This window comes from Klebsiella sp. C283 (assembly GCF_048822555.1).
Lineage (GTDB): Bacteria > Pseudomonadota > Gammaproteobacteria > Enterobacterales > Enterobacteriaceae > Klebsiella > Klebsiella quasipneumoniae.
Window position 1 is genome coordinate 49,291 of record NZ_JBMEZS010000010.1, and the last position, 25,257, is coordinate 74,547.

Annotated in this window: 29 protein-coding genes and 1 other RNA gene; 13 read left to right on the top strand and 17 right to left on the bottom strand. The window is 56.6% G+C overall.

Annotated features, from left to right (window positions below; translation table 11 throughout):
• The first annotated feature begins 239 nt into the window (after positions 1-239).
• The 3 genes from tomB (at position 240) to maa (ending at position 1,584) form a co-directional block, all read left to right on the top strand.
• Positions 240-614, top strand: coding sequence for an Hha toxicity modulator TomB (tomB, locus tag ACOI7Z_RS19630; RefSeq protein WP_002892066.1), 375 nt, complete (start codon positions 240-242; stop codon positions 612-614).
• Between the two features lie 26 nt (positions 615-640).
• Positions 641-859, top strand: a complete 219-nt coding sequence (locus ACOI7Z_RS19635; protein ID WP_002892050.1) for an HHA domain-containing protein — start codon at positions 641-643, stop codon at positions 857-859.
• Positions 860-1,017: 158 nt separating this feature from the next.
• Positions 1,018-1,584: a maltose O-acetyltransferase gene (gene maa, locus ACOI7Z_RS19640; RefSeq protein WP_023288643.1), complete on the top strand. Its 567-nt coding sequence runs from the start codon at positions 1,018-1,020 to the stop codon at positions 1,582-1,584.
• Here the strand turns inward: maa and ACOI7Z_RS19645 are convergent.
• On the bottom strand, positions 1,556-1,687 hold the full coding sequence (locus ACOI7Z_RS19645; RefSeq protein WP_032428629.1) for a hypothetical protein: 132 nt from the start codon (positions 1,685-1,687) through the stop codon (positions 1,556-1,558). The genes maa and ACOI7Z_RS19645 overlap by 29 nt on opposite strands.
• A gap of 33 nt (positions 1,688-1,720) precedes the next feature.
• Between ACOI7Z_RS19645 and ACOI7Z_RS19650 the strand changes: the two genes are divergently transcribed.
• Positions 1,721-2,191 (top strand): YlaC family protein, encoded by a 471-nt coding sequence (locus tag ACOI7Z_RS19650; RefSeq protein WP_023288642.1) that lies wholly within the window; start codon positions 1,721-1,723, stop codon positions 2,189-2,191.
• On the opposite strand, the gene ACOI7Z_RS19655 is transcribed toward ACOI7Z_RS19650, so the two are convergent.
• Complete coding sequence (locus ACOI7Z_RS19655; RefSeq protein WP_087824767.1) at positions 2,160-3,617, bottom strand: PLP-dependent aminotransferase family protein; 1,458 nt, start codon at positions 3,615-3,617, stop codon at positions 2,160-2,162. The genes ACOI7Z_RS19650 and ACOI7Z_RS19655 overlap by 32 nt on opposite strands.
• Positions 3,618-3,717: 100 nt before the next feature.
• Between ACOI7Z_RS19655 and ACOI7Z_RS19660 the strand changes: the two genes are divergently transcribed.
• Positions 3,718-4,416 carry a GNAT family N-acetyltransferase gene (locus ACOI7Z_RS19660; protein WP_087849726.1) on the top strand — a complete coding sequence of 233 codons (699 nt, stop codon included), beginning with the start codon at positions 3,718-3,720 and terminating at the stop codon, positions 4,414-4,416.
• Here the strand turns inward: ACOI7Z_RS19660 and ykgO are convergent.
• From ykgO to ACOI7Z_RS19675, 3 genes are all read right to left on the bottom strand, one after another.
• On the bottom strand, positions 4,413-4,553 hold the full coding sequence (gene ykgO / locus ACOI7Z_RS19665) for a type B 50S ribosomal protein L36 (RefSeq protein WP_002892018.1): 141 nt from the start codon (positions 4,551-4,553) through the stop codon (positions 4,413-4,415). The two genes, ACOI7Z_RS19660 and ykgO, sit on opposite strands and share 4 nt — an antisense overlap.
• Entirely contained in the window at positions 4,553-4,816 is a 264-nt protein-coding gene (locus tag ACOI7Z_RS19670; RefSeq protein ID WP_004204754.1) for a type B 50S ribosomal protein L31, read from the bottom strand. Before ACOI7Z_RS19670 ends, ykgO begins: the two co-directional genes overlap by 1 nt.
• Before the next feature lie 116 nt (positions 4,817-4,932).
• Positions 4,933-6,003, bottom strand: coding sequence for a LacI family DNA-binding transcriptional regulator (locus tag ACOI7Z_RS19675; protein ID WP_023288639.1), 1,071 nt, complete (start codon positions 6,001-6,003; stop codon positions 4,933-4,935).
• 270 nt (positions 6,004-6,273) lie between these two features.
• Between ACOI7Z_RS19675 and ACOI7Z_RS19680 the strand changes: the two genes are divergently transcribed.
• Positions 6,274-7,545, top strand: a complete 1,272-nt coding sequence (locus ACOI7Z_RS19680) for a maltoporin (protein ID WP_023288638.1) — start codon at positions 6,274-6,276, stop codon at positions 7,543-7,545.
• A gap of 136 nt (positions 7,546-7,681) precedes the next feature.
• On the opposite strand, the gene ACOI7Z_RS19685 is transcribed toward ACOI7Z_RS19680, so the two are convergent.
• The 6 genes from ACOI7Z_RS19685 to ACOI7Z_RS19710 all read right to left on the bottom strand — a co-directional run bounded on the left by ACOI7Z_RS19685 (position 7,682) and on the right by ACOI7Z_RS19710 (position 14,821).
• Positions 7,682-7,996 (bottom strand): glucose PTS transporter subunit EIIB, encoded by a 315-nt coding sequence (locus ACOI7Z_RS19685; protein WP_087849725.1) that lies wholly within the window; start codon positions 7,994-7,996, stop codon positions 7,682-7,684.
• Between the two features lie 65 nt (positions 7,997-8,061).
• The gene (locus tag ACOI7Z_RS19690) at positions 8,062-10,119 is read right to left on the bottom strand and encodes a beta-galactosidase (RefSeq protein WP_087849724.1); all 2,058 of its coding nucleotides are present in this window, start codon (positions 10,117-10,119) and stop codon (positions 8,062-8,064) included.
• Between the two features lie 30 nt (positions 10,120-10,149).
• Positions 10,150-11,352, bottom strand: a complete 1,203-nt coding sequence (locus ACOI7Z_RS19695) for a glycoside hydrolase family 53 protein (protein ID WP_087849723.1) — start codon at positions 11,350-11,352, stop codon at positions 10,150-10,152.
• Positions 11,353-11,356: 4 nt separating this feature from the next.
• A complete protein-coding gene (locus ACOI7Z_RS19700) occupies positions 11,357-12,208 on the bottom strand; it encodes a sugar ABC transporter permease (protein ID WP_004204761.1) in 852 nt (283 codons plus the stop codon).
• 10 nt (positions 12,209-12,218) lie between these two features.
• Positions 12,219-13,526: a carbohydrate ABC transporter permease gene (locus ACOI7Z_RS19705; protein ID WP_023288634.1), complete on the bottom strand. Its 1,308-nt coding sequence runs from the start codon at positions 13,524-13,526 to the stop codon at positions 12,219-12,221.
• 62 nt (positions 13,527-13,588) lie between these two features.
• A complete protein-coding gene (locus ACOI7Z_RS19710) occupies positions 13,589-14,821 on the bottom strand; it encodes a maltodextrin ABC transporter substrate-binding protein (protein WP_017898899.1) in 1,233 nt (410 codons plus the stop codon).
• Positions 14,822-15,175: 354 nt separating this feature from the next.
• Here ACOI7Z_RS19710 and ACOI7Z_RS19715 point away from each other — a divergent pair, with 354 nt between their 5' ends.
• Both ACOI7Z_RS19715 and ACOI7Z_RS19720 read left to right on the top strand, forming a co-directional pair.
• On the top strand, positions 15,176-16,285 hold the full coding sequence (locus ACOI7Z_RS19715; RefSeq protein ID WP_420702435.1) for an ABC transporter ATP-binding protein: 1,110 nt from the start codon (positions 15,176-15,178) through the stop codon (positions 16,283-16,285).
• 235 nt (positions 16,286-16,520) lie between these two features.
• Positions 16,521-18,080, top strand: coding sequence for an EAL domain-containing protein (locus ACOI7Z_RS19720; RefSeq protein ID WP_086075273.1), 1,560 nt, complete (start codon positions 16,521-16,523; stop codon positions 18,078-18,080).
• Between the two features lie 62 nt (positions 18,081-18,142).
• On the opposite strand, the gene ACOI7Z_RS19725 is transcribed toward ACOI7Z_RS19720, so the two are convergent.
• Positions 18,143-18,415, bottom strand: coding sequence for a metal-sensing transcriptional repressor (locus tag ACOI7Z_RS19725; protein ID WP_004204767.1), 273 nt, complete (start codon positions 18,413-18,415; stop codon positions 18,143-18,145).
• A gap of 164 nt (positions 18,416-18,579) precedes the next feature.
• Between ACOI7Z_RS19725 and ACOI7Z_RS19730 the strand changes: the two genes are divergently transcribed.
• On the top strand, positions 18,580-19,422 hold the full coding sequence (locus tag ACOI7Z_RS19730; RefSeq protein ID WP_087776320.1) for a nickel/cobalt efflux protein RcnA: 843 nt from the start codon (positions 18,580-18,582) through the stop codon (positions 19,420-19,422).
• 44 nt (positions 19,423-19,466) lie between these two features.
• On the opposite strand, the gene ACOI7Z_RS19735 is transcribed toward ACOI7Z_RS19730, so the two are convergent.
• Complete coding sequence (locus tag ACOI7Z_RS19735; protein ID WP_032453862.1) at positions 19,467-20,081, bottom strand: YczE/YyaS/YitT family protein; 615 nt, start codon at positions 20,079-20,081, stop codon at positions 19,467-19,469.
• Between the two features lie 88 nt (positions 20,082-20,169).
• Here ACOI7Z_RS19735 and ACOI7Z_RS19740 point away from each other — a divergent pair, with 88 nt between their 5' ends.
• Positions 20,170-21,597 (top strand): PLP-dependent aminotransferase family protein, encoded by a 1,428-nt coding sequence (locus ACOI7Z_RS19740; RefSeq protein WP_065882818.1) that lies wholly within the window; start codon positions 20,170-20,172, stop codon positions 21,595-21,597.
• Between the two features lie 134 nt (positions 21,598-21,731).
• Here ACOI7Z_RS19740 and ACOI7Z_RS19745 read toward each other — a convergent pair whose 3' ends face one another.
• The 3 genes from ACOI7Z_RS19745 to ffs all read right to left on the bottom strand — a co-directional run bounded on the left by ACOI7Z_RS19745 (position 21,732) and on the right by ffs (position 22,607).
• Positions 21,732-21,947: a hypothetical protein gene (locus ACOI7Z_RS19745; protein ID WP_004142688.1), complete on the bottom strand. Its 216-nt coding sequence runs from the start codon at positions 21,945-21,947 to the stop codon at positions 21,732-21,734.
• On the bottom strand, positions 21,944-22,201 hold the full coding sequence (locus ACOI7Z_RS19750; RefSeq protein WP_023288627.1) for a hypothetical protein: 258 nt from the start codon (positions 22,199-22,201) through the stop codon (positions 21,944-21,946). Before ACOI7Z_RS19750 ends, ACOI7Z_RS19745 begins: the two co-directional genes overlap by 4 nt.
• Positions 22,202-22,510: 309 nt before the next feature.
• An RNA gene (ffs, locus tag ACOI7Z_RS19755) (signal recognition particle sRNA small type) lies at positions 22,511-22,607 on the bottom strand.
• A 241-nt stretch (positions 22,608-22,848) separates the two neighbouring features.
• Here ffs and ACOI7Z_RS19760 point away from each other — a divergent pair.
• Positions 22,849-23,256, top strand: coding sequence for a hypothetical protein (locus ACOI7Z_RS19760; RefSeq protein ID WP_017898905.1), 408 nt, complete (start codon positions 22,849-22,851; stop codon positions 23,254-23,256).
• Between the two features lie 65 nt (positions 23,257-23,321).
• Positions 23,322-23,633, top strand: coding sequence for an MGMT family protein (locus tag ACOI7Z_RS19765; protein WP_023288626.1), 312 nt, complete (start codon positions 23,322-23,324; stop codon positions 23,631-23,633).
• 36 nt (positions 23,634-23,669) lie between these two features.
• On the opposite strand, the gene ACOI7Z_RS19770 is transcribed toward ACOI7Z_RS19765, so the two are convergent.
• Positions 23,670-24,161 (bottom strand): YbaY family lipoprotein, encoded by a 492-nt coding sequence (locus ACOI7Z_RS19770; protein WP_023288625.1) that lies wholly within the window; start codon positions 24,159-24,161, stop codon positions 23,670-23,672.
• Positions 24,162-24,377: 216 nt separating this feature from the next.
• Here ACOI7Z_RS19770 and tesB point away from each other — a divergent pair, with 216 nt between their 5' ends.
• Positions 24,378-25,241: an acyl-CoA thioesterase II gene (tesB, locus tag ACOI7Z_RS19775; RefSeq protein WP_032453859.1), complete on the top strand. Its 864-nt coding sequence runs from the start codon at positions 24,378-24,380 to the stop codon at positions 25,239-25,241.
• Positions 25,242-25,257: the final 16 nt, after the last annotated feature.

The following is a 25,257-nucleotide window of genomic DNA, read 5'->3' on the forward strand; positions in this document are numbered from 1 at the left end:
GATAAGACATCTCTATTTTTCAGGCTGCGCGCCCGGGCCGGAGAAATTAATTCGTCTCTTTTTAAGATAATTTCTCTCTGATAATTGTAATTTTTCGTAATAGCACGATGAAATCTGTTGGAGAGTGGATTATAGTTAAATCAGCAGGATTACTCAGTTAGTGTCAGGTCAGTTAGTCGTGTTCATCCCACAACGGTGTTTGTTAGTCGTCGTTTAAACCACTCAAAAGGGGATGCGTTATGGACGAATACTCGCCAAAAAGACATGATATCGCACAACTACGCTTTCTCTGCGAAACGCTGTATCATGACTGCCTTGCAAACCTGGAAGAGAGCAACCATGGCTGGGTCAACGACCCGACATCGGCTGTCAATCTCCAGTTAAATGAACTGATCGAGCACATTGCCACGTTCGCCCTTAATTATAAAATTAAGTACGCTGAGGATAATAAGCTGATCGCTCAGGTTGACGAATATCTGGACGATACATTTACGTTGTTCAGTAACTACGGCATTAACTCTACGGATTTGCAAAAGTGGAAAAAATCCGGTAATCGGTTATTTCGTTGTTTTGTCAACGCCAGCCGGGAAAATCCGGCCAGTCTTTCGTGTTAGGATTATTACAATCAAAAGGTGGAATTATGTCTGATAAGCCATTAACTAAAACAGACTATTTGATGCGCTTACGCCGTTGCCAGACAATTGACACGCTGGAGCGCGTCATTGAAAAAAACAAATATGAACTTTCTGATAATGAGCTGGCGGTATTTTACTCAGCCGCCGATCATCGTCTGGCTGAACTGACCATGAATAAGCTGTACGATAAGATCCCGACGTCCGTCTGGAAATTTATCCGCTAATTACCGCGCCCGACGCGGTCTGCTGACCGGACGGTCATCGCCAGCCTCAGCAGGGTATCTTTGTGATAGTCATCACATCATTTAGCCAACAGCAAACCTGTAACCGGTTTCTTTTTTATACTGCTTTGGCCATCTAACGTCAGGTATAAGGAAGACCAATGAGTGAAGAAAAACGCAAAATGATCGCCGGTGAGCTCTATTTATCTGGCGACCCAACGCTACGCGCCGATCGCCTGCGCGCCAGACAGCTGCTGCACCGTTATAATCATTCCGCCCCGGATGCGCAGGAAGAACGTCAGCGTATTCTCGCCGAGCTGCTCGGTCGCGCTGGCGATGCGTATATCGAGCCAAGCTTTCGCTGCGACTACGGCTACAATATCTTTCTCGGCGCCGGTTTTTACGCCAATTTTGACTGCGTGATGCTGGACGTCTGCCCTATCCATATTGGCGATAACTGCATGCTCGCCCCGGGCGTCCATATCTATACCGCCACCCATCCGCTGGATGCTGAGGCCCGAAACAGCGGCCAGGAATATGGCAAACCGGTGACCATTGGCCACAATGTGTGGATTGGCGGTCGGGCGGTGATCAATCCCGGGGTGACCATTGGCGATAATGCGGTCATCGCGTCCGGAGCGGTGGTCACTAAAGACGTCCCCGCCAGTACCGTTGTCGGCGGCAACCCGGCGCAGATCATCAAGCGCCTTCCGCCGCCAAATGCGTAACTGTTATGCTTTTCTGTAACTGATCTGTTACTTTCTCCGCAGAATACTGCAACATAAAATAGCCTTCAGGCTGAGCCTGCCACGCCCGAGCCACCGGGCGCACGGTGCAGGCTTATTGCAGAATTCGGGGACCAAGATGACAGAAATACAACGCCTGCTAACTCACACCATTGACGAACTGAACGTGCAGGAAAAACGCGATAATCGCCCGCGTTTTAGCATCAGTTTTATCCGTAACCATCCGGGCCTGTTTGTTGCCATGTATGCCGCATTTTTGGCGACGCTGGTGGTGATGCTGCGCTCTGAAACGCTGGTGGATTCGGTCTGGTTGTTGGTGGTGCTGTTCATCCTGTTCAACGCTTTTTTCTTCTTTGACGTCTATCCACGCTATCGTTACGAAGATATCGACGTCCTCGACTTTCGCGTGTGTTACAACGGCGAATGGTACAACACCCGCTTTGTCCCCCGACAGCTGATCGACCGTATCCTGCAGTCGCCGGACGTCGATAGCGAGCAGAAGGCGCAGCTTAAAAAAATGGTCGACACCAAAGGCGATCTCTCCTTTTACGATGTCTTTACGCTGACCCGAGCCGGTACTGCGCAATAAGACGATTCAGCGTCCGCAGCGCCAGCGGATAGCGGGAAGCAGAAGTATTGCCATACCCCAGCACCAGCCCGCTCCGCCCCCGCCGCGGGTCGAGATAGAAATGACTTAGCGCAGCGGGCGCCAGCTGAAACTGACGCGCCTGCTGCGCTATCGCGCGATCGTCGATCCCCTCTATGGCCAGCGTCAGATGGAGCCCCCCTTCCCCACCAAGGACTTCGCACGGCACGGTGATCTCTTGCGCCAGCGCCTCGCGCAGCAGCTGCTGACGTTTGCGGTACAGACGACGCATCGCCGCCAGATGACGCGCATAGTGCCCCTTCTCGATAAAACTGGCCAGCGCTCGCTGTTCAGCGCGGTGCCCTCCGCGCAGCAGCGCGCCAATGGCCTCCTGAGCGGCATCCGCCAGCGCGGGCGGCATTACCATAAAACCGATACGCAGCGCCGGAAAAAGGGTTTTGCTGAAGGTGCCGAGATAGACCACCGGGGCATCCGGGACCATTCCCAGCATCGCCGGGATCGGCTCTCCGCTGTGGCGAAACTCGCTGTCGTAGTCATCCTCCACAATCCACGCGCCGTGCCGATGGGCATACTCCACCAGCGCCAGACGCCGCGCGGCGCTCATAACGCTCCCAAGGGGATACTGATGAGAGGGAGAAGTGAAAATCAGCCGGGGTGGCTCTGCCGCGCCGTTGGCCATACACATCCCTTCATGATCGACGGCCATCCCGCAGACCTGCAGCCCCGCCCGCTGGAAACCACTCCTGGCGCCCAGGTATCCCGGCTCTTCCTGCCACACGGTGTCGCCCGGGTTGGTCAACAGCGAGGCGCATAAGTTGACCCCTTCCAGCGCCCCCTCGGTGATGACGATCTGCCGGATATCGCACTGAATACCCCGGGAGAGCGCCAGATGGCGAGCGATCGCCTCCCGCAGTTGGGGATCGCCCGCGGCCTCACCGTAACCCAGCAGCATGCTGCCCTCGTCGCGCAATGCTTTATCCATTAATCGCCGCCACAGCGGCAGCGGGAAATAGTTCACCGCCGGCATGCCAGGCGTAAACGGCAGCGCCGGCGAGTCACGGCGCATAGCGGCTGGCAGCCCCTGCAGCCGCTCAGACAGTACAACGGGTGGCGCGTTAACCTCCTGCCGGCGGCTGGCGGCGAGCGGCACAACCTGCGTCCCCTGACGGCTTCGCGTCAGGTATCCTTCCAGCGTCAGCTGCTCGAGTGCGGCATTCACTGTATTGCGCGACAGATGCAGTCGACCGGCAATCACGCGCGATCCTGGCAAACGGCAGCTGGCCGCCAGGGTTCCCTGCAGGATGGCATGGCGCAAAGTGTGGTAAAGGGCGCGCTGCAGGGTTTCGTCCGTTCGCTGCCGCATCCCCTGCGTCACCAATCCATAAAACGCATCGTCCGGTATGTTCATGTCACCTCCTCGTGGATCCATAAGAACATACTCTGGTGGCACTTTTTATGGAACCAGCCAGCGCGTACGCTGCCTATACATCCCCAATAAGGAAACCGCAATGTGTGAATACAATCAGTTTGGACAGGCGCTCGGCGCCGCGCTGCCCGACTGGCAACCCCGCCCCTGGCCAACTCGGCAGGTACTTCAGGGCAGCCGCTGTCGGCTCGAACCGCTCACCCTCGCCCACGCCAGCGATCTGTTTGCTGCCCACCAGCTGGCGCCCGACGCCCGCAGCTGGACGTGGCTGCTGCGCGAACCGGAAACCAGTCTGGCTGAATTTAGCGCCTGGGTGGCGCAGGTTGCGATGCTGACAGATCCTATCCATTTCGCCGTCGTTGACCAGCAGCGCGGGACGGCGGTCGGGTCGCTGGCGTTAATGCGCATCGATGCCAACCACGGCGTGGTCGAGGTGGGGCATGTCCATTTCTCTCCGTTGCTGAGCCGAACGGCTATGGCCACCGAAGCGCACTGGCTGTTGATGCAGTATGTTTTCGGGACGCTCGGCTACCGTCGCTATGAATGGAAATGCAATAGCCTCAATACGCCGTCAGGCCGGGCGGCAAGGCGACTGGGATTTCAGTACGAAGGACGTTTTCGTCAGGCGCTGGTGAGCAAAGGACACAACCGGGACACGGACTGGTTTTCAGTGATTGATGGCGAATGGCCGCAGCTGGATAGCGCCATGCGCCAATGGCTGGCCGCCGACAATTTTACCGCCGACGGCCAGCAGCGCCGTCCCCTGGAAAGCTTCCGTTAACGACGTTTTTTGCGCCCCTGCACCGCTTTAAAGCGGGGGTTGCTCTTACAGATCACGTACAGCCGCCCTTTGCGTTTGACCAGCTGGCAATCCGGGTGGCGCTGTTTGGCGCTGCGTAATGAGTTAACGACCTGCATCATGCCTTCCTTTTTGCATCAATAAAGCCGCCGAAGCGCTGGCGGAAACGGGCCGCGCTACCCTCGCTGGCGAACGTTTTTTGTTTGCCGGTGTAGTAAGGATGCGATTTCGATGAGACATCGATCGTCACATACGGATACGTCTCACCGTCGAGCTCAATCACGCGTTCGGTGCGGATGGTTGAGCCAACTTTAAAATATTCATTGGCGCTGGTGTCGTGAAACACCACCGTGCGATAGGGAGGATGGATATGGGCTTTCATGATGACCTCGTCATTATGTTATAACATAACAATTAAGTTACGCCGTTCCACGACAAAGATCAACCATGGTTATAGCAGGGGTAATAACAAAGAGGCGAGTTTCCTCGCCTTTGGCTTCAGGGCGCCAGACGGTGAGCGATTGCGCGAAGTTGCTCCGCGATGGCCTGCAGATCTTTCCCCTGCTCGACTCTGGCGCCGCTGGAATGGCGAATCACCAGGCGCGCCGGCAGGATGGATGAGGTATGCGCCGCGCCGCTGGTACTGGCGAGGATCCGCCGCACCGCCTCTTTACCCTGCAGGTCGAGGTCCAGCGATACCGTACTCAATGCCGGATAGAAAAAGGAGCTTTCGTAGGTATCGTCATAGCCAATCACCGATTTCTCTCCCGGCACCGCCACCTGATGCTGATGGAAGGCGCTGAGCACCCCCAGCGCCATCTGGTCATTGCCCACCAGCACAGCGCTGAAGTTCGGCGTTTCACGCAGCATCTGCAGCGCGCCGGCATAGCCGCTTTGCGCATCCCAGTTGCCGTGCAGGACGGTCACCGGCTTCAGACCGTAGCCATCCAGGGTCTCCAGCCAGCTTTTCAGCCGCAGTTTGGCCGATACGGAGCTGTCCGGCCCCGCCAGCAGCGCGATCTCCCGATGCCCCATCTCGTAGAGATATTTGACGCTGGCCCGGGTGCCGTCCGCCGGGTTAAACGAAACGTTAAACACGGAGCTGTAGGGATCAACATCGAGAAACAGGCAGACGATATCATCGTTGTCAGCGGCGATTTTCTGCGCCTGTTCGGTCTCCAGCGGCACGTTGATAATGACCTTATCCACCCTCTGAGACTTCAGCTCATTGATGGAATCCTGGATGCTTTGGTTGACGCTCTCATCGATCATCGAAATCAGGACCTGGTAACCTTCCAGATTGGCATAGCGTTTTACCGCCGCCGCCACCTGGGAGGGGGCATGCCAGGCCAGCGAAATCGTCACCAGCCCCACCGTCTGGCTCTCCTTTCCCACCAGCTGCTGCGCCAGCCGGTTGGGCACATAGCGTAGAGCCTCTATCGATTTCTCCACCTTGCGGCGCGTCGCTTCGGATACATTGGCAGATTTGTTGAGTACCCTGGACACGGTCTGGTAAGAGACACCCGCATGACGTGCGACGTCTTCCAGAGTAGCGCTTTTAGACTTCATGGTCCGGTTCCTTATGTTGTTATCCCATGATTGTAACAGGGGCCATTTGAAAAAACGCTCACCGCCACTTCTCACCGCAAAATTAGACCACAAAAAGTATTACGTTCACAAACAGGTTAATTGTGAATCACCTCACTCATCACAACAAAAACCAGCGTTATTATTTGCACTTAGTCACACAATAATCATATCTCGTTTGCCTGAAGTTACATTTAGGCATTTTATTACATCAGTTATGTGAACGTAATACAAAACAATAAGAGGATAGAGATGAATACGACACTGCGCGCCCTTTCTACAGCATTAGCCGCTGCGCTAATCACCCCTTCCGCCTTTGCGGCTACCGCTGCGATCCCGACCGTTGATTTTCATGGCTATTTGCGCGCCGGGGTTGGGGTCTCCGGCGACGGTAGCGAAGCGGAATGGCAAAAGAACAAGCTGGGCCGGTTGGGGAACGAATCGGATACCTATGGCGAACTGGAATTGGGCTCCGAGGTCTACAAAAAAGATGATGTCAGTTTCTATCTCGACAGCATGGTCAGCATGGTCTCCGATGGCTCTAACGATAATGAAACCACGTTGAACGATGACGCGCAGTTCGGCTTACGTCAGCTGAATCTGCAGATCAAAGGGCTGATCCCGGGCGATCCGAATGCGGTGATCTGGGGCGGCAAACGTTACTATCAGCGTCACGATCTGCACATCATCGATACCAAATACTGGAACATTTCCGGCTCCGGGGCCGGGGTGGAAAACTACACCCTTGGCCCGGGCGCCGTCTCGCTGGCGTGGATCCGCGGCGATGCCAACGACGTTGACTATCGCGTCGATGGCGACAGCAACGTCAATATCAACTATATCGATTTACGCTATGCGGGATGGAAGCCGTGGTCCGGGTCGTGGACCGAATTCGGCATCGACTACGCCATGCCGAACACCACCAAAAAACAGGACAGCTACGGCGGGCTGTACGATGCCGAAAATGGCGTGATGCTAACCGGTGAAATCAGTCAGGATATGCTGGGCGGCTATAACAAAACCGTGCTGCAGTATGCCAACAAAGGGCTGGCGCAGAATATGGTCTCCCAGGGCGGCGGCTGGTACGATATGTGGAACTACGTGAATGACGCCACCGGCTATCGCGTGATTAACACCGGTCTGATCCCCATTACCGAGAAGTTCTCCATCAACCACGTTCTGACCTGGGGCTCGGCGGATGATATTACCGACTACACCGACAAAACGCGGATGCTGTCGCTGGTCGCCCGCGGGCAGTATCAGTTCACCGACTACGTGCGCCTGATTGGCGAAGTCGGCGGTTTCTATCAGAAAGACAGCTACAACAATGGCACCAGTTACAAACAGGCCGGTGAGAAATATACCATTGCTCTGGGTCTGGCGGACGGGCCGGACTTTATGTCACGTCCGGAATTACGTATTTTCGCGTCGTATCTGAATGATTCCGAAGATGGTAAACCATTTGAAGACCAGACGGCGAATAATACCTGGAATTTCGGCGTGCAGGTTGAAGCCTGGTGGTAATATCGCTCTGGTAAGAAAAATACGTTATTGATATCTCCAACGCTAAGGTCATTAATTACCCTCCGGTAATCATTATTGCCACTGCTGTCTTTGTCTTATTTTCGGGATAACCTGTTTTCAGGTTATCCCATTTTATTTATTTCCGCGCGGCAAAATGGTCATCCAGCAATTGACGTAGCGCATCGGACTGCTTACCGAAAATAGCATGAACCTGCTGACCAAGAATAATGACGCCCAGCGCGCCCTGCTGCTGTAATGCGTCAGAGTCCACGGCCGCCAGATGACGAACCGTTACCCGCAGACGGGTAATACAGGCGTCCACTTGGGAAATATTCGCTTCACCGCCGAAGGCCTGAATCAGCGCCTCGATTTGCTGTTTTTCCGCTTCGCTTAACGGCTGTGCCGGACGCGCAGGCGAGAAATAGTGCAGGAAAGATTTTAAACTCACCATCATAAACTCCAGGGTAATAGATAAAAAAAAAGCCTGCTCGGCAGAGCAGGCGTGGAGAATAAGGATTACGCGTGGCGACGGAGAATACGGCAATCCCATGCTGACAGGGTCAGTGGGTCCGACACCGCCGCGTCGGTCAGGCAATCCCGATACCCTGGCGGCAGGCTCAGGGTATGGCTTTGCGCGCTGTAGTTCTGCAGGAAGACAAACGTACTCTCACCGTCGGTGCGCGCGGTGGCCACCACTCCGGGCGGTAAATCCGCCGCGATCGCCCGCGGCAGCGCCAGCTCCTTGCTCAGGGCGGCAAAAAAGTCGCGCTGGAAGGCCAAATCGTTGCGGGAGGCCACATGCCAGGCTTTACCTTTCCCGAAGCCGTTCACCGTCACCGCTGGCCTTCCGGCATAAAAATCATCCCGGTAGGTGGCCAGCGTCTGCGCGCTTTCGGTATGGATCAGTTCACAGAGATGGCGCACCTGATAGGGGCCCTGAAGACCGCACTGATTCCCGGCCAGGCCCTGCACCAGATTAAACTCGCCGTCATTCAGACAGTCGATCTCTTCCGCCCAGATGCCCAGAAGATTGCGCAGCGGGCCCGGGAAGCCGCCGAGATAGCAGAGATCGGACTCGTTGACGATGCCGGTCCAGTAGGTGGTCACCAGATGGCCGCCGCTGGCGACGAACGCCTCCGCCCGCCCGGCAAAGCCGTCGCGCACCATGTATAACATCGGGGCGATCACCAGCCGATACGGCGTTAAATCAGCGTCGGCGTCAATCACATCGACGGCGATGCCCTGCTCCCAGAACGGACGGTAGTGCTCATTGACCGTCTTCTCATACTCCATACCCAGATTGCGCGGCCCCTGGGCGTCATCAAGCGCCCAGCGGTTCTGCTGGTCGAAAATAATCGCCACTTTCGCCTCGGTGCGACACCCCCTCACCGCCGGCAGCTTGCTGAGGATCTCGCCGAGCTGGCTGACTTCACGGCCAATGCGGGTATCAATATGCCCAACGTGGTCGACCACCGCGCCGTGGAATTTCTCAACCGAACCACGGCTCTTGCGCCACTGGAAATACTGCACCGAGTCGGCGCCATGCGCCACCGCCTGCAGCGAAGAGAGAATATGCATCCCCGGTTTCTTCAGTTTGCTGGTCGGCTGCCAGTTGGTGGCGCCCGGCGTGGACTCCATCAGCACAAACGGCTGGCCGCCCTTCAGGCTGCGCATCATGTCGTGATACATCGCGGTATAGCAGGCCAGCGCGGTTTCGTCTTTGTCGCGATGCCACATCGGATAGCTGTCCCAGGAGATAAAGTCCAGCACCTCCGCCAGCTGCCAGTAGTCGTAATCGTAAAAATACTCCATAAAGTTGGTGGTCACCGGCAGGGCGGCATTCGCCGCCTTCAGCGGGGCGATTTCATGGCGGCAGAAATCGGTCACCTGGGCGGTATTAAAGCGATGCCAGTCCAGATTCAGGCCGTGGATCGACACCTCGCCCTGCGGCGCAGGCGATTCAATCTGCGACCAGTCGCTGTAGGTATGGCTCCAGAAAGTGCTCCACCAGGCCTGGTTGAGATTCTCCAGGGTCCGATACCGCGCCTTCAGCCAGTCGCGAAAGCGAGTCTGGCAGCGCTCGCAATGACATTCGCCGCCATATTCATTGGAAATATGCCAGCCCAGCACCGCCGGATGCGCAGAATAGCGCTCCGCCAACAGGGTATTGATTTTAAGGGTCTTCTCACGATACACCGGCGATGACATACAGTGGTTGTGACGGCCGCCGTGCAGGGCTGGCACCCGATCGCGCCCCACCCGCAGAACCTGCGGATAGCGCTGTGACATCCACGCCGGACGCGCGCCGCTCGGCGTGGCCAGAAAAACATGAATGCCGGCGGCATACAGTTTATCGAGGATAGTATCCAGCCAGGCGAAATCAAATACCCCTTCGCGCGGCTCAAGTTTCGCCCAGCTAAATATTCCCACCGACATCACATTGCATTTTGCCTGCTGCATCATGGCAATGTCTTTATCAATAATATCGGGGTCATTCTCCCATTGTTCCGGGTTATAATCTGCGCCATGCAGCAGCGTATTAACCTTTGGATGTAAAGGTGCAAATTTATTCATAATAAACTTCCTGAAAAGAACGACAAAAAATTAATTAAATACTTTTACCGACGGCAATACTTTTCCCTGGCAATCGAATAGCGCCTGATTTTCACGCGCATTGCCCTCTTTCCATTCGTCATGGATATATTTCATCCCCGCCGGGGTGGCCCAGGTATTTCCCGGAACGGCAATCCACGTGGGCTCCCAGTAAAAAATCCCTTTGCCGCGCTGGTCGGGAACATCGATGACCGCCTGCATCAGATCGTGGATATAGCGATATTGTCCCTGCACGCTGGCGGGATATCCCCCGTCCTTTTCCTCTTTGGCCTGGAAACTATTTTCCGCGTTATCGCAATTGGCCAGGGTATAGGCATAGGCCGCCTCGACGACAATAACGTCTTTGTTATAGCGTTTGCTGATGTCATCCATATTGGCCTTCAGGGCGCTGATCGGCCCGTTCCAGTAGGTGTACATCGACAAACCGATCACGTCATACGGCACATGGCGTTTCTCTATTTCGTCAAACCACCAGCGGAAGGTATCGTTTTTGGTCCCTTCAGCCAGATGCAGCATGATTTTCACCTGCTCGCCGTTGTGCAGGTTCGCCTTCAGGCCATCAATGGCCGCGTTCAGCAGACCAGCCAGCCGGTCGAATTCTCCGCCCCCCTGCCCCCAGCTTTTCCCTTCCGGCCACAGCATACCGCCATTGATCTCATTGCCGATCTGCACCATATCCGGCAGGACGCCCGCCTGCTTAAAGCGGGCGATGGTATCCCGGGTATAGTCATGAATCGCCGTTTTCAGCTGCGGGTAATCCAACTTTTCCCAGGCCTTCGGTTTGAACTGCTTGCCGGGATCGGTCCAGAAATCGCTGTAATGAAAGTCGAGCAGCAGCTTCATTCCCTGGGCTTTCGCGCGTTTCGCCAGCGCCAGGGTCGTGGCCAGATCGTTATTCCCGCCGCCATAGCCCTCGCCGCTTGCCGATTGTGGATCCACCCACAGGCGGAGGCGAACATAGTTGACGCCGTTCTCTTTCAGAATGGCGATCGGATCCTTACGCTGGTTATTCTGGTCGTAGAAGGTCGCCTCGTGCTTTTCAGCATCCAGCAGCGTGGAGATATCCGCGCCTTTAATAAAGTCCGCCGGCATGCCCTGAAAGGCGCGGGTTTCAAGCGCGTCCGCCGCCAGCGAAGGGGGGGAAAAACTGCATGCCAGACAAACCGCAAGCCATGCGGGTGTAAATCTTTTCATGTGCTTATCCTTTAGTACTGCCCGAGGTCAGGCCGGAGACGAAGTATTTTTGTAACGCCAGATAGAGGATCGCGACCGGCACGGCAATCAGCACCGCCCCCGCCGCGTAGGTGGTGTAGCTGGCCCCCATTTTTTGCGCCACCAGGTTATACAGACCGATAGGCAGGGTGTATTTATCCGGGGTACGCAGGATGGTGCTGGAGAGGATGAAATCCCCCAGCGGGCCGGTGAAGGAGAACAGCGCCACCACCGCGAGGATCGGCCTCGACAACGGCATGATGATCTCGATAAAGATGCGAAAGCTGCTGGCGCCGTCCATGCGGGCGGACTCATCCAGATCTTTGGGGATCGCGTCGAGATACCCCTTCATCAGCCAGGTGTTCATCGGGATCATTCCCCCGACGTAGATCAGCACCAGCGCCAGATGGCTGTTAATCAGGCCAAGCAGTTGCGACAGCACAAAGATGGCAATCAGCGCGGAAAACTGTGGGATCATCTGCAGCAGCAGGAACAGCATCAGCCCGTTCTGCCTCCCTTTAAAGCGGAAGCGGGAGAAGGCATAGGCGGTAAAGCTGACGCTAATCAGGGTCAGCACCATGGTCAGGAAGCTGATTTTCATCGAGTTCCAGTACCAGGTAAGGTAATTCACATTGCCATTGAACAGATCGGCATAGTGCTGGAACGACAGATTTTCCGGAATGATCGAGGTACTCAGCAGGCTATTGCCGGCGTTCAGCGACGCCCCGACGGTCCAGACCAGCGGATAGATAATCACCACCGAGACCAGGATAACCACCAGCCAGGTGAGAGAGAGTCGGATCCACTTTTCGCGTTTAATACTGGGTGATTGAGCCATGTTGCTTCCCTTACGCCATGTCGTCATTTTTGAAGGATTTGGTGGCGCGGAACTGCCACAGCGCCAGGCCGACGACGAAGATCGACAGCAGGATAGTGATGGTCGCCGCGATGGCGTACTGCGACGAGGACATCGTCAGCTTATAGATCCACGACACCAGAATATCCGTCCCGCCGGCGTTAGATCCCGCCACCGCAGGGCCGCCGTTGTTAAACAGATAAATGATGTTGAAATTATTAAAGTTGAAGGTGTACTGGGTGATGATGATCGGCGCGATCGCGTACAGCACCAGCGGCAGGGTAATGGTGCGCAGGCGGGTAAAGGCGCTGGCGCCGTCCATCGTCGCCGCTTCATACAGATCGTCCGGGATCGCCTGCAGCACGCCGGTGGTCATGGCAAAGACAAACGGGAAGCCAAGCCAGGTCTGCATCATGATCAGCGCGGTTTTGGTCCAGAACGGGTCGGTCAACCATGCCTTTGGACTGATGCCGAAGAATGACAGGATCGCGTTGTTAATCACCCCGAAGGAGTCATTGAACATCCCGGCAAAGACGAGGATGGTGACAAACCCCGGCACCGCCCACGGCAAAATAAAGATAGTGCGGATCAGCGGCTTAAAGCGCAGATCTTTTTGGTTCACCAGAATCGCCAACAGCACGCCCACCGTACACTGCAGGGTGGTCGCCAGCAGCGTCCACACCACGGTCCACTGCAGCACATCCAGGAAGGTGGAGCGCCAGATGGAGAGGGTGAAAATATTGACGAAGTTTTTCAGGCCCACCCAGTCCACCAGCTTCGCCGGCGGCGTGTGGTACAGGTTATAGTTGGTGAAGGCGATGGCGAAACCAAACAGAATGGGAAAGATCACCACAAAGACCAGCAGAATAAAGCCTGGCGTGATCATCAGGTACGGGAAGCCGTCGCTCAGCAGCATCTGGTACTGCTTACGCACGCTGTTCAGCGCGCCCCCCTCATCGCGTTTTTTGCCGTTCAGCCACGCGTCCCGCAGCGAGAGAAAATAAATCAGCACGCCAAAAGCGACGATCAGCACGCTGATAATCCCCTCCGCTAACAGGAAGATAGAGTTATCCCGGGGCACCTCTTCACCCAGGGTATAGAGCCCCCACAGCCCCTCGCGCAGGAAGTCATAAAAAATACCCAGAAAGCTGCTCAACAACACCAGGAAGACCAGCCCCTTCAGCCACTGGCGATGATAAAACTGACCGAAACCCGGCACGATTGCCAGCAGCAGGCCGCACCACGCATGGCGCCCGGGCCCGCGCGCGTCGCTATAATTTTCGCTGGAATGGATGCTCACACTCGACTCCTTCTACAAACGGGAGGTCCCCCTCCCGCTCGGTGACTTCACGTGACGGTAAATTACTGATTGCTGGCCTGCATCGCTTCGATCTGCATCTTGATCTGTTTCACCGCGTTATCGAGCGCGGCCTGCGGCGCCTGCTTGCCGGTGAGGCTCAGTTCAAGCGCGGCATTAGCCGGCCCCCACACTTCCCCCATCTCCGGAATGCCCGGCATGGCCATCGCCCGCGCCGACTGTACGGCGACGGCGCTGGCCTTTTCGTCATTTTTAATCACCGGGTCGTCAATCATCGCCTTCAGCGGCGGGATTTCGCCGGTGGCGACATAGCGGGCTTTTACATACTGCGGCTGGTTGATGAACTCGATAAACTGTTGCGCCAGCGCCTTGTCTTTACTCCAGGTCGATACCACGTAGCCCTTAACGCCGAGGAAGGAGCTCATCGGCTTGCCGTCCGGCAGGGTCGGCAGCGGCACCACGCCATAGTTGATACCGGCGGCTTCATACGGCTGGAAGGCCCAGGGGCCGTTGATCACCGCTGCCGCTTTTTTCTCGGTAAACAGCGAATCAATGGCGTTCAGCCCGTTATCGCCGAGGATCCCTGCAGGGAAAGCCTTCTCGGCATAGAATTTTTTCAGGAAGGTCACGGCTTCCACGGCGCCGGGAGTATTGAGCCCCACCTGCTGCGGGTTGAAACCGCCGCCGTCGTTCTTCGCGAAGATATAGCCGCCCATCGGGCCAATGGCTCCCCAGCTGTAGTAGATCTGATCAAACTTCGCCAGCAGGCCGTATTTGTTCTGCTCACGCTGGGTCTTCGAGTAGTCCAGCCAGGCCTGCAGGCTGTCCAGCGGCTTGTCGATCAGGTCCTTGTTGTAGATAAGCACCAGGGTTTCCACCGCTTTCGGGATCCCGTACAGCGCGTTGTCCATGCGGAAGGCATTGATAGAGGCTGGCGTAAAGGCATCCTGTTTCGCCTGCTCGACGTTGAGCGGCGAGAGAAGCCCCTGAACGACGGCGCCGCCGAGCTGGTCATTCGGGATCACCAGCACGTCCGGCCCAATGCCCGCCGGGCCGTCGAGGCGCAGCTTTTCCAGCTGTTGGGCATAAGGCATCTCCTGCAGATTGACCTTCACGTTGTACTGCTTCTCAAAATCGCTGACCGCGGTTTTGATGCCAGTGGATTTTTTAATGTCTTCCCAAACGTTGAGCTGCCCGGCGGCATGCGCCTGCAGGCTGGTAAGTTGCCCCGCCGCGAGGGTGGTAAGGATCAGTGCAGCAAGCGTGTTCTTTTTCATTATCAACCTCATGTGAAGGTATAACAATTTAATGGTTTTTATTTGAATCACATCTGACAGTTAGAAAAAAAATCATTTCAAACTGCGTTGTTACATAGAAAACAGACGCTGATTCGCTTTTGTTATACGCTACGCTTTGATTGGGGATAAAACTACCATAAGCTGCCAGTTGTGTGATCATCCTTGCAGAAATGAAACGCCGCTGTATGGCGCAAAAAACGCGGAAGTTATAGTCAGGACATGATTTTAGCGCTGTTGAATATCGTCACGCTGTTTTGTTACACGTAATACAAATTTAATCAACTCAGCGACACGCCAACGGCAAACAACGGCTACTCACTTCGGGGAATGTGGATGTCCAATATACGACTGAGGAATGTCACCAAAAGGTTCGGCAGCACGGTGACGCTGCACCAGGTCAATCTCGATATTGAAGATGGCGAGTTTGCGGTCTTCGTCGGCCCTTCCGGCTGTGGAAAATCGACGCTGTTACGTATGATTGCCGGGCTGGAAGAGGTTAGCGACGGGGAAGTGCTGATCGGCGATGAGGTGATGAACGATGTGGTCCCCGCCCACCGCGGCGTGGCGATGGTTTTTCAGTCCTATGCGCTCTACCCGCACATGACGGTGGCGGAGAATATGGGCTACGGGCTGAAGGTGAATAAAGTGCCGAAAGCGGAGATCCGTCGCCAGGTGGAAATGGTGGCCAAAACGCTGCAGCTCTCTCACCTGCTGGACCGTAAACCGAAGCAGCTCTCCGGCGGCCAGCGGCAGCGCGTAGCCATAGGCCGCGCTATCGTGCGTAATCCCCGGGTGTTTATGTTCGATGAGCCGCTTTCTAACCTCGACGCGGAACTGCGCGTCGATATGCGCCTGCATATTGCCCGCCTGCACCAGGAGCTGAAGACCACCATGGTGTATGTCACGCACGATCAGGTGGAGGCGATGACTCTCGCTGATAAAATCGTGGTTATGAACTACGGAAAGGTTGAACAAATGGGTTCGCCGATGGCGCTGTACTACAATCCGGTCAACAAATTCGTCGCCGGTTTTATCGGCTCGCCAAAGATGAACTTTTTACCCGCCACCGTCAGCGACTGGCAGCCAGAGCGTTTAACGGTCACCCTCGCCCAGGATCATCAGCTCACCCTGAACGTTGCCACCCAACCGCTTAAGCCTGGCGCCGCGGTAACGCTGGGGATCCGGCCAGAGCATCTCACGCCTGAAGTCTCCACCGGTACCGTGGTGGAGTTTCAATGTGAAGTGGTGGAACGTCTGGGCAACAATACCTACCTGTTCGGCCAGTGCTATGGTCACGATAACGTCAAGGTTCTGCTGCCCGGCGACGTCCATTTCCGCCCGTGGCAGAAGATTAATCTGGCCTTCGATGACCGCTTCTGCATGGTGTTTGATGAGAACGATCTGCGCATCAGCGCCGATATCACGGCGCCAGACGCGCACTAAGCCAACATATTGCTGTCATCTGCGCAGCGTATGCTGCGACTGAATGCCGGAATACATCCTGCCCGGCATTCACACCCTCATTTTTATTCTGCTGCATCGGAATCATCCTTCTCTCCCGGCATCGCAGGCTATTGTGATGCCGGTTTTTTTCCCCGCACAGCGCGATTTCTCCCACTGCGCCCGGTTTATCTTTCGCATATACTGATGACACCCGGCGAACGATAAGGACACAGGCATGAGGACCCGGCATCTGATGGCGCTGTTTACAGGGGTGCTGATACTGGCCATCATCCTGCCCATCTCGCTCAGCATCTGGCAGGCGGCGCGGCAGGCCAAAATGCAGTTCTATCGTGAACTGGATGATTATTCCAACCGCATCGTCGCCCGCACGCTGCAGGTCGCCGATCAGGCCCGGGAAGCGCTGCGGGAGGCTGACTCACACCCTGCCGCCTCCTGTAGCCCTGAACATCTGCTCACCCTCCGCCGGATCGCCTATACCCACCGCTACGTTCAGGAAGTGCTCTGGCTGCTGAATTCCGTTCCGCAATGCTCCTCCCTGGAAGACCATAGCGTCGCGGTGACCTTCCCGCCACCGGACCACATTGCCTCCGACGGCTATCGCACCTGGCTGACCTCGATTAACGATCTTGGCCTCAATCACCAGATGACGGCCATGGCCAGCCAGCAGCATATGGTAATGATCGATCCCATCTCCTTCATTGATGTGGCGCCCGTCAGCGAGGAGAAGATCCATAGCATGCTGTTTGGTTTGGACCATCTGAAAATGGTGATCAGCAGCCAGCCGCTGCCGGCGAAGGCCTGGCAACGGATTAAAGACCCGCACCTGAATATGCTTACCCTGGATAATACGGTCTACCGGATCCAGCGCATTCCCGAGCTGGGATCCGGCATTGTGACCTGGTCATCCACCCTGCCCCTGCAGCAGCACATACGGCAGCAGTTGATCTTCTGGCTCCCGGCCGGCATCTTCACCAGCCTGCTTGCCACCTGGCTGCTGCTGCGCCTGCTGAGACACCTGCGTTCACCGCGTAACAGTATGCTGGACGCCCTCCATTCCCAGGCGATTCAGGTTCACTATCAGCCGATTATTTCATTGCAGGACGGGAAAATCGCCGGAGCCGAAGCGCTGGCGCGCTGGCAGCAACCCGACGGTACCTATTTATCGCCGGATATCTTTATTCCCCTGGCCGAGCAGACCGGACTGATCACCCAGCTGACGGAAGATATCGTCAGGAAAATTTTCGCCGATCTGGGCCCCTGGCTGAGGCAGCGGCCGGAAGTGCATATCTCCATCAACCTGTCGGTGGATGACTTACGCTCTCCCACCCTGCCCACGCTGTTACACGATCAGCTGCAGCACTGGGGGATCGCCGCCGAACAGATCATCCTTGAGATCACCGAGCGCGGGTTTGTCGACCCGGAGACCACCATGCCGGTGATCGCTCACTACCGTCAGGCTGGCCATCGGATCTCGATTGACGATTTCGGTACCGGCTACTCCAGTCTGAGCTATCTGCAGAAGCTGGACGTCGACACGCTGAAAATCGATAAATCCTTTGTCGATACCCTCGAGTACCGGCCGCTGACGCCGCACATTATTGAAATGGCCAAGGCGCTCAATCTGACCACCGTCGCCGAAGGGGTGGAAACCGAAAGCCAGCGCGACTGGCTGCGACAGCATGGCGTTCAGTACGCCCAGGGATGGCTGTACAGCAAAGCGCTGCCAAAAGAGTCATTTATTCAGTGGGCGGAAGATAATCTCCATGCGCATTAAGCGGCAGGCAGCCTGCGCAGAAGGTCAGCGGGCGCGGCCTCTTCGCCGCCCTCTGCCGGAGGCTACTTCAGATAGGATTTAATCACCTGCATCACCGTCTCCAGATCCGCTTCACGCTGCGTCTCATCTGGCTCTTTCACCACATGGTCGGTCAAATGCCCCTGGATAACCTGCAGCATCATGCCATTGACCGCGCCGCGGATCGCCGCCAGCTGCTGTAGCACCTCAGCGCACTCATGCTCGCGATTAAGCATTTTCTCTAATGCGGTACTCTGCCCCTGAATTTTCTTCAGCCGGGTCAGTAACTTCTTTTTGTCTCTCACTGTGTGTGACATTGCGCGATCCACCGTTTTATTCTGCCGTCATTGCCCGACCTTCGACGCCGGCAACGCCTGCCAGCATAGCATGATCCCTTTTATCAGCCTCTTTTTCTACTGGGGGGTAGTATTTAACTACTGGGGGGGAGTAGCATAGAGCCACTTTTGGCAAGGATCCCGATATGAACGATTTCACTTCCCTTCTGCAGCAGGGCAATGCCTGGCTGTTTATTCCCAGCGCGATACTGCTCGGCGCGCTGCACGGCCTTGAACCCGGCCACTCAAAAACGATGATGGCCGCCTTTATCGTGGCGGTACGGGGAACCTTAAAGCAGGCGGTTCTGTTGGGGCTGGCGGCGACGGTCTCGCATACCGCGGTGGTCTGGCTGATCGCCATGGCCGGCCTGTGGTTTGGCCGCGGCTGGAACGCCCAGACTTCTGAGCCCTGGTTTCAGCTGATCTCGGGGGTTGTCATTGTGTTGATTGCCTGCTGGATGCTCTGGCGCACCTGGCGCGAATCGCGGCCCCACGCCCACCCCCATCATCATCAGCACGGGCACGACCATGACCATCACCATGACCATCATCATCATGAACATCATGACCACCATCATTCTCACTCCCCTGGCGCGCCGCTGGTGGCGGAGGAGTGGCAGGACGCGCATCAGCGGGCCCATGCTCAGGAGATTAACCGGCGCTTCGATGGCCGCCAGGTGACGACCGGGCAGATTGTGATGTTTGGCCTGACCGGCGGGCTGATCCCCTGCCCGGCGTCCATTACCGTGCTGCTTATCTGTTTACAGCTGAAGAAATTCTCGCTGGGCGCCACGCTGGTACTCGGCTTTAGCGTCGGTCTGGCGCTGACGCTGGTGGCTTCCGGGGCTATCGCCGCCCTGAGCATGAAACATGCCACCCGCCGCTGGCCGTGGCTTAACGACATCTCGCGCAAAGCGCCCTGGATCTCAGGCTTACTGATTATTGTGGTGGGGATCTACATGATGCTTCATGGCCTGAGTGGCCTGTAAACCACAATGCGCCCTATTCTTGACGACGAGGGCGCGGGTTCCCTTCAGGAGACGCTCTCCCGGGGAGTGCTGACCGCCCGGCGGCGGACGGGCTGGCTGAACCACGGCAGGCACAGCTGGATCAGCGGCCCAATCGACAGCGCGTAAATGACGGTTCCGACGCCAAACTTGCCCCCCAGCAGACAGCCAATCAGCAGTACGGAGAGCTCGATCGCCGTACGGATACCGCGCAATGACCAGCCGGTACGAGCGTGCAGGCCGGTCATCAGGCCATCGCGCGGTCCCGGGCCAAAGCCCGCGCCAATGTACATCCCGGTGGCGATAGCGTTCATCACAATCGCCACCACCAGCAGCGCACTGCGCGCCACCAGCGACTCCAGCGGAGGCAGGACGGCCAGCGTGGCGTCCGCCGCCAGCCCCAGCACGATAACATTACTCACCGTGCCGAGCCCCGGCATCTGCCGAATCGGGATCCATAGCAGCAGCACCGCGGCGCCGGTCAGGATAATCACGGTCCCGAAACTGATCCCCAGCTGTTTAGCCACCCCAAGATGAAAAACGTCCCACGGATCGGCGCCGAGATTAGCATGCACGAAGAGCGCCGTGGACACGCCGTAGAGCACCAGACCGATATATAACTGCAGCAGGCGACGAAGCATATTTTTTCCTCAACATCATTGCGAATGCCCTCATCATCAGCAAAAATGGACTGATAATTAATGGCCAGTTTTGGAAAAGTGGATCGCTATGTCAGCCCGACGCTTTGGAACACAGTCCCTGGTACGCCTGCTTGGCAACTGGCAGGAGTCCAGTTCCCGCACACCGCTATGGCGCCAGCTGGCGGAAGCGCTCCGCCTGCTGATCCTCGATGGCCGTCTGACGCTACAGACGCGCCTGCCCGGCGAGCGCGAGCTGGCGGCGGCCCTCAACGTCAGCCGGACGACCATCGCCAGCGCCCTCGGTCAGCTGCGGGAGGAGGGGTTTCTCCATAGCCGCCAGGGGAGCGGGTCGCGCATTGTCCTGCCGGAACGCCCTGCCGATCTGCCGCCGCCCTCTGCGACCCCCTCGACGATCAATCTCTCTACCGCTGCCCTCAGCGCCGGTCCGGAGCTCCATCAGGCCTTCCAGCACGCCATGACCCTGCTGCCGCCCTATCTCACCCAGACCGGCTACGATCAGCAGGGGCTTCCGGTGCTGCGGGAAGCGATTGCCCGGCGCTACAGCGAACGTGGCCTGCCGACGCGGCCCGATGAAGTGATGGTGGTCAACGGCGCGCTCAGCGCCTTTGCGCTGATCCTGCGTCTGTTCACCGGCCCCGGTGACCGGGTGGTCATTGACGCCCCGACCTACCCAATGGCCATCAGCGCCATTCAGGGCGCCTCCTGCCGGCCCGTCGGGGTCGCACTCCCCCAGCAGGGATGGGACTGCGATGGATTAGCGGCGACCATTGCGCAGACCGCGCCGCGTCTGGCATGGCTGATGCCGGATTTTCACAACCCTACCGGGCGCTGTATGGATGCCCCTACCCGCCAGCGGGTCGCGGACATCGCGGCCAGGACGCGAACAACGCTGGTGATCGATGAGACCATGGTCGACCTCTGGTATAACGCCCCGCCCCCGCCGCCGCTGGCCTGCTTTAATCCCGACGCCGCGGTGATCACTATCGGTTCGGCCGGGAAAAGTTTCTGGGGGGGACTGCGCATCGGCTGGATCCGCGCCAGCGCGCGAACGATCGCCTCGCTGATTCAGGCCCGCGACTCTCTGGACCTGGGTACGCCGCTGCTGGAGCAGTTGGCCTGCAGCTGGCTGCTGGCAAACGCCGCCACGCTGCTGCCGCCGCGACGGGAGATGCTGCAGGCGCGCCGGGACATGTGCGAAGTGCTGATGAAAGAGTATTTTCCCCGCTGGCGCTTTACGCCACCGGAAGGCGGACTCTCTTTTTGGGTGGAACTCCCTGACATGCTGGCCACCCTGTTCTCTGCGCGGGCGGAAAGCCAGGGGATCCATATCGGCACCGGGACGCGGTTTGGTCTGGAGGGCGCGTTCGATCGCTATTTACGTCTGCCGTTTACCTTGCCGGACGAAGCATTGCGCCAGGCCTTCTCCACGCTACAACCATTGTGGCATAGCCTTGCAGAACAGCGGGAAAATACGCGTTTGCGGAAAATAATATAAGAAAATATCGACGGGCTGGCTTCAGCCCGTCAAAAGTCCGTCATCCATGAGGTATATGAGATGTTTTTATAAAATTGCCTGAGTATCCTGCCATCTGGTTATGGCAACCCGGTGACGGAAATAAGGCAATTTCATTAATGCTGGCGCGGAATAGGAAACCCTTTCAGGGAAATAATAAAGCCATCTTCATCTTTTTTAATTTTAGCGCCGGTGTCGCACCAGTCGGAGGCAATGCGAAAGAACTCATCACTACCGATATTCCAGTTCAGGCGAACGTGTTTTACGTATCCTGAGCGCAACATATCGCAGGCTTCGCTATAGTTGCTGGCTGTAGAGAATTGTTGTTTCATTTTTTCTTCTTCAGAAGTTTTCTTAATGCTTTGATTTCTTTAGGGGTTAATGGCGTCGCTTCCTCTTCGGTATGCTGGCTGTCAATGTCCTCTTCCGTCACCCCCGCCTCACCTGCTGATGCCTCCAGCTGAAAAGCCAGCTGCAGCAGCTTTTCCGTTGCCGTACCCAGGTTCTCGTTATTCACTTCCGCATAATGACGCAACTTCTCTTTTAACTCAGCGTCAATTTTTACATTCAAAACCACTGTGGTCATAGCTACGCTTCCCGTGCAATAAAATCATCATAATTAATACACGAAGTTAACATGCTGATCCAGAGATATATTTTATAGCATGGATCTGGCAACAAATTCCCAGCAATAAGATGCGCTTTATTTATGACACGAAAATGACATTAATATTGCAGTAGCATTTCAGATTTATGACAAGTCAATATTATGGAATAAAAACGGGTTGTTTTAGCAACAAAAAATAATATGTGATCTGTATCAGGTATTAAATATAGCAGGAATAAAGACCGGGAAAATATAAGGGATATATCATGAGGGCGAAATGGGTGGGGGCCCTGCCAGCTACATCCCGGCACACACGTCGTCTGCTCTGGCTGCTTCCTTCCGGACCTGACCTGGTAAACAGAGTAGCGTTGCGGGAGAACCAACAGAGCCCCCATTGAGAGCGTTGTTACCCAACGCGCTGGCGCATTATCCCTGCTGACCTGGTGAATTGCAAGCGCGCCCCGACTGCCTGCTGGTTTATTGCGCAATAACGCGAATAAAACCAGTCACTCACGCTCAATCTGTGAGAGTGAGAGCGTGCGCTCAGCACACAGCCGGGATATCCACCATACTTATCCACCTTATGTTCTCTTTTATCATCAGCGCATTGTCTCTACGGTAATCGAATGACTGACTCATCACCACAGACCATCACTCTGCCTTTGCCCGCCATTGAAGGGATGACCATCGCCTTTCAGGGGGTGAATTATCTGCGCCCTGAAAAAATGCTCGACTTCGTGACTATCAGTCAGGCGCCGGTGCGGGCGGTCACGCCGCTGGCGCTGCTCTATTCCACCGTCGGCGTGCTGCGTCAGGTGGAACTGCGCAAGCTACCGGTCTACATCAGCGGTCGGGTGGTATACCCCATCTCGTCGCTGACCATGCCGGGCCTGCGCGCGAAGCTGATCATCAACGCTACCTCGCAGCGGTTAAAATTCCTGGAGAGCCTCATCGCCAGTTCACCTTCCGACAATGTCCATGGCATGCAGATCCTCGGCCTGGCCCTGACGTTCACCGTCGAACAGCCCGCCTGATCTGCAGGCTGTACAGCCTGCAGATCAGCGCTTATGCTGGCGTTTTTCGGGTAACAGGACTGAATATGGATCCGCTCGATACATTTCCCCAACGTGTCTGGCACATTGTGGCGTCAATACCGGAAGGGTATGTCACGACCTATGGCGATGTCGCCAGGCTGGCCGGTTCTCCGCGCGCGGCGCGCCAGGTGGGCGGTGTGCTGAAGCGTCTGCCGGAAGGGTCCACTCTGCCCTGGCATCGGGTGGTCAATCGCCATGGCGATATCTCCCTCACCGGCCCCGATCTGCAGCGGCAGCGTCAGGCATTGCTGGCCGAAGGGGTACAGGTCTCCGGCAGCGGCCATATCGATCTCCAGCACTATCGCTGGGTTTATTGAAGACAAAAAAAGCCCCCATCCGGGGGCTCATCGAGCTTACTGTGCGACAGGCACGGCGGTCTGCTGAACCGGAACCAGCGTCAGGTCGGCATGGGTGCCCCCCTGGTTGATCACCGTCTGCACGGTATCGGTAATGAACATCAGCTGGCCATTAACCGTAATCGCTGCGCTCAACAGAATGCGGGCGTTCGGTTGAATATCTGCCGGGTTGTAAGGCAGGGCAAAGTTAAATGGCGCCTGCTTGCCTTCGGTACGCACCGCTTTTTGCGACAATACGCGGGCTGGCGCATCTGCCAGAGAAGCATCCGACAGGGTCACCGTCAGCACCGCATCCGGCGGTAATGCGATTCTCTGGCGGATATTAATCGTCCCCGTGACGCTCGGCTGCTGCTGCGCCACGCTCAGCGTCGCAATACCGTAAGGGTCGGGTGCGGCTGCCTGAGCGGAAGAACTGGTGGAGTGGTGATTAGCACAGGCGGTCAGCGTCGCGGCGACGGCTAAGGCACTAAACATATAGGCAAATTTCATGATGTTCTCCTTATCATCCCTTTATACCCAGGAGGATGTTCCGCCGCTTCGCCGGCAGGAACTTTCGTGTCGTCAATAAGTGTGGCACAGATCTCAGATTTCTTCCTGTTGACCGGTTGTTATTCAGATTATTACACCCATCGGACCACTTGCGATTCCAGGTTATACTTTGCCACATTACGCGCACGGCGCCGCCATTGTTAATTGAGGATAAGTATGAGTCAGGCACTCTCTAACCTGCTGGCATTATTAGATCTGGAAAAAATTGAGGAAGGGTTGTTCCGTGGACAGAGCGAAGACCTGGGATTGCGCCAGGTTTTTGGCGGCCAGGTGGTGGGCCAGGCGCTGTATGCCGCAAAAGAGACCGTGCCCGTTGAACGTCTGGTGCATTCGTTTCACAGCTACTTTCTGCGCCCCGGCGACAGTCAAAAACCGATCGTCTACGATGTGGAGGTCCTGCGCGACGGCAACAGCTTTAGCGCCCGCCGGGTCGCCGCTATCCAGAACGGGAAGCCGATCTTCTATATGACCGCCTCCTTCCAGGCGCCAGAGCACGGCTATGAGCATCAGAAAGCGATGCCGGACGCCCCCTCCCCTGACGGACTGCCTTCGGAAACCGACATCGCCCGCAAGCTGGCGCATCTCCTGCCGCCGCAGGTGAAAGACAAATTCCTCTGCGATAAGCCGCTGGAGATCCGCCCGGTGGAATTTCATAACCCGATGAAAGGCCATATCGCCGAGCCGGCGCGCCAGGTCTGGCTGCGCGCCAACGGCGCCGTTCCCGACGATCTGCGCATTCATCAGTATCTGCTGGGCTATGCCTCGGACTTTAACTTCCTGCCGGTGGCGCTGCAGCCGCACGGCGTTGGTTTCCTTGAGCCCGGCATGCAGGTCGCCACCATCGACCACTCAATGTGGTTCCATCGGCCGTTTAATATCAATGAATGGCTGCTGTACAGCGTTGAAAGCACCTCGGCCTCCAGCGCCCGCGGCTTCGTTCGCGGCGAGTTTTACACGCAGGATGGCACGCTGGTTGCCTCAACGGTCCAGGAAGGGGTGATGCGCAACCGCAACGCATAAAAAAAGCCTCCCTGAC